The sequence below is a fragment of the Streptococcus sp. SC1 genome (assembly GCF_030272855.1).
Taxonomy (GTDB): domain Bacteria; phylum Bacillota; class Bacilli; order Lactobacillales; family Streptococcaceae; genus Streptococcus.
Window position 1 is genome coordinate 444,606 of record NZ_JAQCMU010000001.1, and the last position, 12,005, is coordinate 456,610.

The 12,005-nt window shown below is 42.5% G+C and carries 15 protein-coding genes; all 15 read left to right on the forward strand.

The window, feature by feature from the left end; translation table 11 throughout:
• Positions 1-93: 93 nt before the first annotated feature.
• The 15 genes from PAN94_RS02300 (at position 94) to PAN94_RS02370 (ending at position 11,998) form a co-directional block, all read left to right on the forward strand.
• On the forward strand, positions 94-1,230 hold the full coding sequence (locus tag PAN94_RS02300) for a M20 peptidase aminoacylase family protein (protein WP_048792257.1): 1,137 nt from the start codon (positions 94-96) through the stop codon (positions 1,228-1,230).
• A 204-nt stretch (positions 1,231-1,434) separates the two neighbouring features.
• Positions 1,435-2,268, forward strand: coding sequence for an amino acid ABC transporter substrate-binding protein (locus tag PAN94_RS02305; protein ID WP_005592302.1), 834 nt, complete (start codon positions 1,435-1,437; stop codon positions 2,266-2,268).
• 86 nt (positions 2,269-2,354) lie between these two features.
• Positions 2,355-3,230, forward strand: a complete 876-nt coding sequence (locus PAN94_RS02310; protein WP_048792256.1) for a MetQ/NlpA family ABC transporter substrate-binding protein — start codon at positions 2,355-2,357, stop codon at positions 3,228-3,230.
• A gap of 206 nt (positions 3,231-3,436) precedes the next feature.
• A complete protein-coding gene (locus PAN94_RS02315; protein ID WP_048764879.1) occupies positions 3,437-4,813 on the forward strand; it encodes a M20/M25/M40 family metallo-hydrolase in 1,377 nt (458 codons plus the stop codon).
• Complete coding sequence (locus tag PAN94_RS02320) at positions 4,803-5,867, forward strand: methionine ABC transporter ATP-binding protein (RefSeq protein ID WP_048764881.1); 1,065 nt, start codon at positions 4,803-4,805, stop codon at positions 5,865-5,867. The genes PAN94_RS02315 and PAN94_RS02320 overlap by 11 nt, the downstream gene beginning before the upstream one ends.
• 1 nt (position 5,868) lies before the next feature.
• Positions 5,869-6,561 carry a methionine ABC transporter permease gene (locus PAN94_RS02325; RefSeq protein ID WP_048764884.1) on the forward strand — a complete coding sequence of 231 codons (693 nt, stop codon included), beginning with the start codon at positions 5,869-5,871 and terminating at the stop codon, positions 6,559-6,561.
• 479 nt (positions 6,562-7,040) lie between these two features.
• Positions 7,041-7,634 carry an MptD family putative ECF transporter S component gene (locus tag PAN94_RS02330; protein WP_048765035.1) on the forward strand — a complete coding sequence of 198 codons (594 nt, stop codon included), beginning with the start codon at positions 7,041-7,043 and terminating at the stop codon, positions 7,632-7,634.
• A gap of 226 nt (positions 7,635-7,860) precedes the next feature.
• The gene (locus tag PAN94_RS02335) at positions 7,861-8,706 is read left to right on the forward strand and encodes an SAM hydrolase/SAM-dependent halogenase family protein (RefSeq protein ID WP_048765032.1); all 846 of its coding nucleotides are present in this window, start codon (positions 7,861-7,863) and stop codon (positions 8,704-8,706) included.
• 11 nt (positions 8,707-8,717) lie between these two features.
• Positions 8,718-9,281, forward strand: a complete 564-nt coding sequence (locus PAN94_RS02340) for an ECF-type riboflavin transporter substrate-binding protein (protein ID WP_045500779.1) — start codon at positions 8,718-8,720, stop codon at positions 9,279-9,281.
• A 134-nt stretch (positions 9,282-9,415) separates the two neighbouring features.
• Positions 9,416-9,607 carry a hypothetical protein gene (locus PAN94_RS02345; protein WP_048765026.1) on the forward strand — a complete coding sequence of 64 codons (192 nt, stop codon included), beginning with the start codon at positions 9,416-9,418 and terminating at the stop codon, positions 9,605-9,607.
• Positions 9,591-9,788 (forward strand): helix-turn-helix transcriptional regulator, encoded by a 198-nt coding sequence (locus PAN94_RS02350; protein ID WP_005591814.1) that lies wholly within the window; start codon positions 9,591-9,593, stop codon positions 9,786-9,788. Before PAN94_RS02345 ends, PAN94_RS02350 begins: the two co-directional genes overlap by 17 nt.
• Positions 9,789-9,795: 7 nt before the next feature.
• Complete coding sequence (locus PAN94_RS02355) at positions 9,796-10,302, forward strand: DUF6773 family protein (protein ID WP_239665872.1); 507 nt, start codon at positions 9,796-9,798, stop codon at positions 10,300-10,302.
• Between the two features lie 44 nt (positions 10,303-10,346).
• Positions 10,347-10,823 carry a DUF6773 family protein gene (locus PAN94_RS02360; RefSeq protein ID WP_048765021.1) on the forward strand — a complete coding sequence of 159 codons (477 nt, stop codon included), beginning with the start codon at positions 10,347-10,349 and terminating at the stop codon, positions 10,821-10,823.
• A complete protein-coding gene (locus PAN94_RS02365; protein WP_285874435.1) occupies positions 10,820-11,497 on the forward strand; it encodes a CPBP family intramembrane glutamic endopeptidase in 678 nt (225 codons plus the stop codon). The genes PAN94_RS02360 and PAN94_RS02365 overlap by 4 nt, the downstream gene beginning before the upstream one ends.
• Positions 11,498-11,506: 9 nt before the next feature.
• A complete protein-coding gene (locus tag PAN94_RS02370; RefSeq protein ID WP_048765015.1) occupies positions 11,507-11,998 on the forward strand; it encodes a DUF6773 family protein in 492 nt (163 codons plus the stop codon).
• Positions 11,999-12,005: the final 7 nt, after the last annotated feature.

A 12,005-nucleotide genomic window follows, 5' to 3' on the forward strand; every position in this document is an offset into this window, starting at 1 on the left:
GCGGATGCTTCATTCTGCTCTCTATTTATTTTGTTTCCTAGCCTAGCTTTGTGCTATACTGGAGGGTAGATATGTAGAGTAAAGGAGTCTACCATGAAAAAATTCTATGATAAATTAGTAAAAACGCGTCATCATCTCCATCAGCATCCAGAGCTGTCTGGCCAAGAATATGAAACAACAGCCTTTCTAAGCCGTTATTTGCAAGAATTAGGAATTAAAATTTTGGACTCTGGCTTAGAGACGGGCTTGATTGCCGAAATCGGTCAGGGAGAACCAGTTATCGCCTTGAGAGCAGATATTGATGCCCTGCCCATTTTAGAGCAGACAGGTCTGCCTTACGCTAGCCAAAATCCTGGTGTCATGCATGCCTGCGGTCATGATTTTCATCAGACTAGTCTTCTGGGAGCGGCGGAGTTACTCAAGGCTATGGAAGAAGATTTACAGGGAACCATTCGATTGATTTTTCAGCCAGCTGAGGAAACCTCCCAAGGAGCCAGTCAAGTTCTGGCTACGGGTTTGCTGGATAATGTAGTTGCGATCATCGGTTTTCATAATATGCCCCAGTTAAAAGCTGGGCAAATGGCCTTGAAGCCGGGAGCCATGATGGCAGGCGTAGAGAAGTTTAAGGTGACTGTGGAGGGAGTCAGTAGCCATGCGGCTCGGCCGGATCTGGGAGTGGATACGGTGCTGACTTTGACCAGCATGATTCAAAATCTTCAGTCACTGGTTTCTCGGACTGTCTCGCCCTTTGAGCCAGTTGTTTTATCTGTGACCCACATTGAGGCTGGGACGACTTGGAATGTCTTGCCTCAAAATGGCTTATTTGAAGGCACCATTCGTTGTTTTAATCCTGATTTGCAAAAGCGTTTGAAGGCGGATTTTATCCGTATTGTGGAACATACGGCGGAGAATTTTGGTGCTAAGGTCGCTATTGTTTGGGATCAGACTCCGCCAGTGACCTATAATGATCCAGAATTAGCCGAGCTTATTTTTAAAAATTCTCAGAATATCGGGGAGCTACTGCCTGCCCAGCCGTCTTCAGCTGGCGAAGACTTTGCTTTTTACCAAGAAAAAATCCCTGGTGTCTTTGCTTTTATCGGCTCAAATGGTGCAGCAGATGCGCCTGACCTGCACCATGATAGCATGACGATTGACGATGCAGCCTTTCAGGTTTCTGTGCCTTACTATGTCGAAAACGCCCTCTTCCTCCTCAAGCACTATAAGAAATAACTATAGTCTTTCATAGAAAAAAAGAACTAGGCAAGCTCCTCTTCTTTTGTTATCATAGAAAAACAAGATTTTGATATTTTCAAATAGTTTGAATAATCGAATCAGTGATAAAGAAAATCTATCACCTTTATAAAAAATATATAATGGTCAGGACTTTCGACTTTTGGTATGATAGAAACATGCTCTTTAGGAGGAGATAGAGATATGAATATTAAAAAAATATTGAAATACACTGCCACTGCTGTGGTAGGAAGTCTTGCAGTTGGGCTGCTTGTAGCCTGCTCGTCTTCTGCAAGTAAAGATAGTGCTACAAAGAAAAAGACGATTGAAGTTGGAACGGTTGGAACAACCAAGCCTTTCTCTTATGAGGATAAGGACGGAAAACTAACCGGTTACGAAATTGAAGTGCTTCGTGAAATCTTTAAAGGTTCAGATAAGTACGAAGTCAACTTCAACAAAACCAAATGGGCTTCTGTTTTCTCTGGCTTGGACAGTGACCGCTACCAAATCGGTGCCAATAACATCAGTTATTCAGAAGACCGTGCTGGTAAATACCTCTATACCAACCCTTACGCTAAAAACCCAACCGTCTTGGTGGTTCGTAAAGGAGTGAATATCAAGTCGCTGGACGATATCGGAGGCAAGTCTACTGAGGTTGTTCAAGGTACTTCAACAGCCAAACAACTGGAAAAGTACAATGAAGAACACAGTTCAAATCCAACAACCATCAACTACACAGATGGTACAATCCAGCAAATCTTGGCTAATTTGAATGATGGCCGCTCAGACTACAAGATCTTTGAGCGTATTACAGTAGATACTATCATCAAGGACCAAGGTTTAGATAATGTCGAAGTGATTGAACTTCCAAGTGACCAACAACCGTATGTCTATCCGATCCTTGCTTCAGGACAGGAAGAGCTTCAAACCTTCATGAACAAGCGGATCAAGGAACTCTACGAGGATGGAACACTTGAAAAATTATCAAAAGAATTCTTTGGTGGCACTTATTTGCCAGATGCCAAGGATATCAAGTAAGTTCTGATGTTCCTTGCCCTAAGCGATCGGAAATAACTTACAACCCTTTCATTAGAAAAAAATATATTTTATAAGGAGATTATCTCATGAAATTGAAAAAATGGTTTGGTGCAACAGCACTCTTAGCTGTAGCAGCATTTGGTTTGGCAGCTTGCTCGTCTTCAACATCAAAAAACGCTAAGTCAGCAGACAGTGCAACAGTGACTGTAAAAGTTGGTGTGATGAACCTTAGCGATACAGAAGAAGCGCGCTGGGACAAGGTTCAGGAAATCCTTGATAAGGAGAAAGCAGGTGTTAAATTGGAGTTCACCCAATTTACAGACTATTCTCAACCTAACCAAGCAGTTCGCGACGGTGATGCGGATATCAATGCCTTCCAACACTACTACTACTTGAAAAACTGGAATAAAGAAAACAATGCTGACTTGGTGTCTGTAGCAGATACGTATATCGCACCAATCCGCCTTTACTCTGGTACTAAAGATGGCAAAAACAAATACACTGCTGTGAAAGACATTCCAGAAAACGGAAGCATTGCCGTACCAAATGACCCAACAAACGAAAGCCGTGCTTTGAACCTTCTTCAAGCAGCTGGTTTGATTAAGTTGGACGTGGATTCAACGAAGCTTGCGACTGTTGCTAACATCAAAGAAAACAAGAAAAACTTGAAAATTTCTGAATTGGATGCTTCTCAAACAGCAGCTTCTCTTACTTCTGTAGATGCAGCGGTTGTCAACAATACCTTCGTTCGTGAAGCTGGTATTGACTACAAGAGCGCTCTTTACAAAGAAAAGACAGATGAAAATTCTAAATTGTGGTACAACCTGATTGCTGCTAAGAAAGATTGGGAAAAATCTGACAAGGCAGACGCCATCAAGAAAATCATCAAGGCTTACCATACTGACGAAGTTAAAAAAGTCATTGAAGAATCTTCAGATGGTATGGATCAACCAGTTTGGTAAGATTTTATAGAAAATAATTGAAGATAGAAAGGGCGGGGAATGGATTTCTCCAGCCCTTTATCTGCTATTAGTTAGAGTTTTTATCAGAGGAGATGACTTAGCAATATTAAAACGCAGAGTTACAGACTTACCTGACAGCAAGTCTTTACTCTTTCTTGAATCATAGCAGATAATCTTTAAACAGATGCGATTAGTAGGAGTTACACATGCCTTTCTCAACTGAGAGTGAACAAATTAAAAAGTTTGAAAATGATGAGGTAGCCCAACACTATTTTGAGGTGTTGCGAACTTTGATTTCTAAAAAGTCTATCTTTGCCCAGCAAATTGGGCTTAAGGAGGTAGCTACATATCTGGGAGAAATTTTCACTGCCGCAGGTGCTAAAGTGATGATTGATGACAGTTACACGGCTCCCTTTGTATTGGCAGAATTTCAGTCGGACAATCCTGAGGCCAAGACTATCATTTTCTATCACCACTATGATACAGTGCCGGCCGATAATGACCAGCCTTGGACCAACGATCCTTTTACTCTGTCAGTCCACTACGGTGTTATGTATGGTCGCGGGGTCGATGATGACAAGGGCCACATCACTGCGCGTTTGACAGCGGTGCGTAAGTATATCCGAGAGAACGGTTCGCTGCCAGTCAATATCATCTTCATGATGGAGGGAGCAGAGGAGTCGGCTTCAACAGACTTGGATAAATATCTGGCCAAGCATAAGAAACATTTGTGGGGAGCAGATCTGCTGGTTTGGGAGCAGGGCACGCGTAATAATCTAGGTCAGCTTGAAATTTCTGGTGGGAATAAGGGAATTGTCACCTTTGATATGTCTGTTCGCAGTGCGGAAGTTGATATTCATTCTAGCTATGGCGGTGTCATTAATTCAGCTTCTTGGTACTTGATGGATGCTATTTCTAGCCTGCGTAGTGCTGACGGTCGGATTTTGGTGGAGGGCATCTATGAGCAAGTACAGGAGCCCAATGAGCGAGAGCTGGCTTTGATTGCCCAGTATGCTCTGAAAACACCAGAAGAGTTGAAGGAAATTTACGGCCTCCAGCTTCCAGTCTTGAAAGAGGACAGGCAGGAATTTCTGCGTCGCTTCTATTTTGAGCCAGCCATTAACATTGAAGGCTTCGGTTCGGGCTATCAGGGACAAGGAGTCAAAACCATCCTCCCAGCATATGCATCTGCCAAGATGGAAGTACGCTTGGTACCAGGCTTAGAACCTCATGATGTCTTGGACAAGATTCGCAAGCAACTGGATAAAAATGGCTATGATAAGGTAGAATTAACTTATACACTGGGAGAAATGAGCTATCGTAGCGATATGAGTGCCCCTTCTATCCTGAATGTGATTGAACTGGCCAAGGATTTTTATCCAGAGGGCATCTCAGTGCTTCCGACCTCGGCAGGAACAGGGCCTATGCATACAGTCTTTGAGGCTTTAGAAGTTCCGATGGCTGCCTTTGGCCTGGGGAATGCCAACAGTCGGGATCATGGTGGCGATGAAAATGTCAAGATTGCCGATTATTATACCCATATTGAATTAATCAAGGAGTTAATCAGAAGTTATGAGCAATGAAATTATCAAATTAGACCGTATAAATGTCACTTTCACGCAGAAAAATCGTGTCATCAAGGCGGTTGAAGATGTGACCATTCACATCAATCAGGGGGATATTTACGGTATCGTGGGTTATTCTGGTGCCGGAAAGTCAACTTTGGTGCGGGTTATTAACCTTCTGCAAAAGCCATCTGGTGGTCGCATCACTGTGGATGGAACAGTCCTATATGACAAGGAGAGCGTCCAATTGAATGCGGCTCAACTGCGGGAAAAGCGCAAGGACATTGGCATGATTTTCCAGCATTTCAATCTGATGGCCCAGATGACGGCTAAGGAAAATGTCGCATTTGCCTTGAAGCACTCTTCCTTGTCTGCTACTGAAAAAGAGGAGAAGGTTCGTAAACTTTTAGAACTGGTAGGTCTGGAAGATCGAGCGGATAATTATCCGTCTCAGCTGTCTGGCGGTCAGAAGCAGCGCGTGGCGATTGCTAGAGCCTTGGCTAATGATCCAAAAATCTTGATTTCGGATGAAGCGACTTCGGCATTGGACCCTAAAACAACTAAGCAAATTTTGGCCTTGCTTCAGGATTTGAACCAAAAGCTGGGGCTGACGATTGTACTGATCACGCACGAAATGCAGATTGTCAAAGATATTGCTAATCGTGTAGCTGTTATGCAGAATGGGAAATTGATTGAGGAAGGCTCGGTCTTGGATATCTTTACCAATCCACAGAATGAATTGACCCAAGACTTTATCACAACGGCAACAGGTATCACTGAAGCGATGGTTAAAATCAATCAACAGAAGATTGTGCAAGATCTGCCAGCGGATTCTGTCTTGGCGCATTTGAAGTATGCTGGTACGGTGACAGATACAGCCATTATCAACGATATCTACAAGCAGTATCAAGTTTCTGCCAATATTTTACATGCTAACATTGAGATTTTAGACAATGTGCCTGTCGGGGAGATGGTAGTCATTTTGTCAGGGAATGCAGAAAATCTTGCGTCTGCTCAAAGCAATTTGCAAGCTGCTGGCGTAGAATTAAAGGTACTTAAGGGAGGAATTTAGATTGATAGACTTGATTAAAACATTTTTGCCTAACGTCTATAAAATGGGCTGGGCTGGTCAGGCTGGCTGGGGAACAGCGATTTATCTGACCCTTTATATGACAATTATTTCTTTCCTGATCGGTGGGATTCTAGGCTTGATCGCTGGACTTTTCCTAGTATTGACAGCGCCCGGCGGTATTTTAGAAAATAAAACAGCCTTTTTCATCTTGGACAAGGTCACATCCATCTTTCGGGCAATTCCCTTTATCATTCTCCTAGCTTTGATCAATCCTTTCACACGGATGATTGTGGGGACAGGGATTGGTCCAACAGCAGCTTTGGTGCCACTATCTTTGGCAGTCTTTCCTTTCTTTGCTCGTCAGGTGCAGGTGGTTCTATCAGAATTAGACCGCGGTGTGATTGAAGCAGCGCAGGCGGTTGGAGCTAACTCATGGGATATCATTGGTATTTACCTGCGCGAAGGCTTACCAGACTTGATTCGGGTGACAACAGTGACCCTAATCTCGCTAGTTGGTGAAACAGCTATGGCGGGAGCGATCGGTGCAGGTGGCCTTGGGAACGTAGCAATTGCCTACGGTTATCAACGTTTCAACCAAGACGTGACCATTTTAGCGACTGTTTTGCTCTTGCTTCTTATCTTCTTTATCCAGTTTCTGGGAGATTTCCTAACTAGAAAGATCAGTCATCGCTAGACAGAGAGTGGGACAGAAATCGGTAATTCGTTAGAATTCGATTTCGTCGTCCCACCTCCGCACAGTTGAGTAGGGCTCTATTACGCTGATGAAATCAGCGTAATAGAACCCACTCAACCACTGCGTCTTGCTCGACAATCTAAAGACAATTGAGAGGCTAGGACTTTTGTCCCAGCCTCCTTTTGTCAGCTATCATCCTTTAAAAAGTCTGAAAATTTAATTTACATTCTATTTTCATAATGCTATAATAAATAAAGATAAGTATGAAAAAATAGCATAATAAATTACTTTTTAGCAGTACTGGATTTTACCCGTGCCGAGGGAAGCAAGCATATCAAGGATGCTAGATCTGCAAACCTTCTAAACTCTCCTTTTGCAGGAAGGATGGCAAGGCATGAAATGCGCCTTTTCACTTATCAAGGATATAGCTATCAATAGTTTTATGAAGTTTTGACTTCAGAATTAGAAAGGAATCGATGATGACATCGTTAACATTTAAAGAGTTGAAATGGACGGGAGTCTTTGCTCTTCTCTACTTTCTCTGTGTCGGACTAGGAGTACTAGTAGGCCACTTTTTTGACAATGCTGGCAATATGCTCTATGCTCCAGTCTTTGCTGCAGTTTTTGGTGGAAGCGTATATATGTTGCTGCAAAGCAAGATTAAGAAATTTGGAGCAATCAGCTTAGTAGGTCTAATAATGGGAGGCTTCTTCCTCCTGTCTGGTCATTTTATGATTGCTGGTCTGCCGGGCTTGGTGTTCGGTCTCTTGGCGGACACGATTGCAGGCTTGGGCAAATACGAAAATAAATTCTGGAATCTGCTTTCTTTTGTTTGTTTCTCTTTTGTCAATTCGGGCCCTATTATCCTCATGTGGTTAGCGCGTCAGGCTTATATTGATAGCTTGGTGGCGCGTGGCAAGACAGCAGAATACATCAATCGGATTTTGCTGCCGTTGGATTTCCCGACCATTGCTAGTTTTATCATGATGGTAGTGGCAGGTGCTTTAATCGGTGGCCTGCTGGGTCAATATCTGGTAAAAAAGCGCAGTGCAAAAGCTGATTTTCAGTCATAAAAAAGTTAAGCAAGACGAAAGCTGCTGGATTTTCCTATTTTAGCTTGCTCAAGGAATTGTTCTGGCATAAGTTTGATCCAGAAAATGCCCTAGCTTGCATGCTATATCTTTGAGAAATAGACAGTTATAAAAAAATCCTATGCCTCCAGCTCTAGCGAAAAGAGCCTAATTTTGGTAAGATTAGAAGACTTGGAGAATATCAGGCTTAGGGCCTGGGAGGATTAAGATGAACAACATATTAGTGCTGCAGTCGGACTTTGGTCTGGTAGATGGAGCAGTGTCGGCTATGATTGGAGTGGCTTTGGAGGAATCACCAACGCTGAAAATCCATCATTTGACCCATGACATCACCCCTTACAATATCTTTGAGGGCAGTTACCGTCTCTTTCAGACGGTAGATTACTGGCCAGAGGGAACGACCTTTGTTTCGGTCGTGGATCCGGGAGTGGGCTCCAAGCGGAAAAGCGTGGTTGCTAAGACCAGCAAAAATCAATATATCGTGACACCTGATAATGGTACTCTGTCCTTTATCAAAAAGAATGTCGGTATTATAGCTATTCGTGAGATTTCAGAAGTGGAAAATCGCCGCAAGAATACCGAGCATTCTTATACCTTCCATGGGCGAGATGTCTATGCCTACACAGGTGCCAAGCTGGCTAGCGGCCATATCAGTTTTGAGGAAGTTGGCCCAGAGTTGAGTGTCGAAGAAATTGTTGAAATCCCTGTTGTGGAGACAAGACTAGCAGATAATTTGGTCAGCGGAGCCATTGATATTTTGGATGTTCGCTTTGGCTCGCTTTGGACTTCGATTACGCGCGAGGAGTTCTGCACCTTAGAGCCAAACTTTGGCGACCGTTTCGAAGTTACTATTTACAACAATGATATGTTGGTTTATCAAAACCAAGTGACCTATGGCAAGTCCTTTGCGGATGTTCGTATTGGTCAGCCAATTTTATACATCAATTCCCTCTATCGGGTGGGCTTGGCTATCAACCAAGGTTCCTTTGCCAAGGCCTACAATGTTGGTGTCGGTTCTCAATGGCATATTGAGATTAAACGTATAGAAAATTAAAGGAGAACATTATGAAAAAGAAATTGTTAGATACAAAGTTCACTATTAAAGAAGTCGTTGCAACGGGGATTGGAGCTGCACTTTTTGTAGTTATCGGAATGATTAGCATTCCAACACCTGTTCCCAATACTAGCATTCAGTTGCAATATGCGGTTCAGGCTCTCTTTAGTGTCGTTTTTGGTCCCTTCGTTGGCTTCTTGATGGGCTTGATCGGCCACGTTATCAAAGACGCTATGGCTGGCTACGGTCTCTGGTGGTCATGGATTATTGCTAGTGCCTTCTTTGGTTTCATTCTCGGTTTGTTTAAAAATCGCATCCGTGCAGCAGAAGGTATTTTTGAAGTGAAGGACATCGTCAACTTCAATATCTTCCAGCTTTTGGCCAATGCTTTTGTCTGGCTCTTGGTCGCTCCGATTGGAGACATTTTGATTTATAGCGAGCCGGTCAATAAGGTCTTTGTGCAAGGCTTTGTGGCAACTCTGTCCAATGGAGTGACAGTTGCCGTAGCAGGAACCTTGCTCTTACTAGCCTACGCCCGTACTCAGACTCGCTCAGGTAGCCTTAAGAAAGATTAATCCAACTAGCTATTACAAGATTGGGAAAGTCCCAATCTTTTTTTGTACAAAATAAAAAACAAAATGTAATTTATATATTGCATTATTTAAAATATATTGTATAATGGACTTGTGAAGATGAAAGGAGCGTAGATATGAATAAGAAAGTAAGTGTCCTGCTTATCTGTCTTGTATCAGCGACAATTCTAATATTTGTTGGCATGATTCAGAAAAATCAAACCTTTATCATACTCGCTTGTGCTAATGTCGCCCTTGGCTCTACTTTCTACGCCATAGGCGGGCAAAAGAAATACGAAAAGGATGGTGGCCATGGCAAAAAATCTTAGGTTAAAAATGGCAAGAGCTGAGCATGACATGACTCAAGGCGACTTGGCTGATGCCATTGGTGTGACTCGTCAGACCATTGGCCTGATTGAGGCAGGCAAGTACAATCCCAGTCTTAGTCTATGCTTGGCCATTTGCAAATGCCTCAATAAAACGCTGGATCAGTTGTTTTGGGAAGAATAGGAAGAAAGTGAGAAAGAAAATGAAGGACAAACCACAAAAAGTCTATACAGACGAGCGGACTTTACAACTTGAACGAAAATTAGGAAATGAAGTTGCATTTTTTGCGATCATTTTACTCCTTATTTCTATTTTTATCAAAATCCTAATTTGGCATGTGCCAGTAGAAGGCTACTTGCCAGAAATTCTGATTATTTTGGGTATGGAAATTTATGCCGGAATTCGTAGCTGGCAGTTGGGACTTGATATCAGACGCTACAATCCGACTAGTGGTATTCGGACACTCAGAAGTCGTTTGGTCAACGGAGCTATCTTAGCGATTGTAATCGTGGCTGTTCAGATGTGGAGTGGAAATTCAGCTCTTCGACCATTCTTTCGCCATCATCCAATTTTGCAATTTATTTTTATTGTAGCTTTGATAACTGCCTTTTCTAGTATATTTGATCAGTTGGTCAATTATTTTTATCAGAAGAGACAGGTTTTATTGGACCAAGAACTAGAAAATGATGAGAATTAGAATCAATGAATCTTTAATTTATAAATAAGAAAGTGAGTGAGAAAATGAAGAAGCAGCCTGTTATAAAAGATGAACGAACAGAAAAATTGGACGGCAAAGTTGCAGGAGAGTTAGTACTAGGAATGTTTCTCTTCTTGGCTATCTCTGTATTTTTCAAAGCCTATATCCTCCATCTAAGCTTGCTGGCCTATCTGCCAGAGGGTATTCTACTTACCCTAGTAGGTCTATATGCCTTGCTTCGTCGCGTAAGCCTAGGCGTTGATGTTCGCGATATGGTGAGAGAGGAAAAATGGCCAGAGCGTTTTGGCGGTGGACTTGTCTTTGCTCTTATCGTTATAGGCATTGATTTCTTTGGTCAGCGAGAAAATCTGGCTAGCATGTTCAGCATTTTGTATCTGCTCAAGCTGGCTCTTGCAATGCTACTGTTTATGCTTGGAAGCTTGACCATGGACAAGATCAGTCTTTACCTAAATAGTAAAGGTCAAGCAAAGCTAGATCAGGAATTGGAGGATGAAGAATGACTTGGTGGAAACGATTGATCTGGGTTGGCTGCGCTTTCTTAGCTTTGGGCTTGTATGTCCTCCCTATGCTGTTTCAGCAGGTAGCAATCATTTATCAATTTCCCAAACAGTGGACCATTGGTCTTGGGCTTTTGCTGATAATCCTCATTTTACTGGTCTTTGTCGTGGCAGCAAAGGAAACTGCCATCTTATCTCTGTCTGGAAAAATTTTTCAAAAAGGAGATGGGAAGCGAATTGCTCTAGGCCTCTTAGGCATGATGCTCATATCTGTCCTTGGAACGGTACTACTACGGTGGCTACATGGAGAAGTGACAACGGCTAATCAGGCATCTTTGATGGAGGAATTCCGAAGAGGAGATATCATTTTATTGTCTATCATGCTTGGAGTTTTAGCGCCTATCGCAGAAGAAATTATTTTCCGTGGCATCATTCCTCTAAAAATCTTTAAAGGCTATGAAAGCTGGGGCTATATCATAGGCGGACTGCTCTTTGCGATTTTTCATGGCCCAACCAATATCATGTCTTTTGTGATTTATGGTGGTGCCTCTGTGATTTTGACCTTGCTGGCTTGTCGAACTCGGCGCTTGGAAGTCAGTATTGCAGTTCACATGATAAATAACGGACTTCCTGCCATTCTTATGTTGTTAATCCCTATTTTTGGAGTAGAAGTATAGGAGCTTGAAATGAAAATGAAATTTATTAATCGTCAAATTTTAGACGAACGGGAAGAGCAGCTGGTCAACAAGGCTGGTATGGAGAGTTTCAGTCTCATGCTATGTGGTAGTTTAGCTTTATATATGGGTTCTGTAGCTATGAATGGGGGAGTCGTTCACTATCAGCCTTTCTTGCTTTTGATTCTCATCACCAGCTTTTATTTCATGTGTCGAGCTCAGTATCTGGGGGCTAATTATTACAATAGTTTCAGTCTGACTATCTGGGGTGTGCTGGCTGCGACAGGCTTTCTGACCCTTTTGATTGCCTGCCAGAATTTTCAGCTCAATCATACTATTTATCATAATAGTATTTTTCACCCCATGTTTCTTTTGGTCATTTTGGTTACATTTTGCATTCATCTTCCCTTGATGCTGCTGGTCAATATTTTCTTGGAGTATATAAACAAATGGCAGAAAAAGCGCTTTGAGAAGTATTTGGATCAATTGGAAGAAGAGCGATAACTTGTCC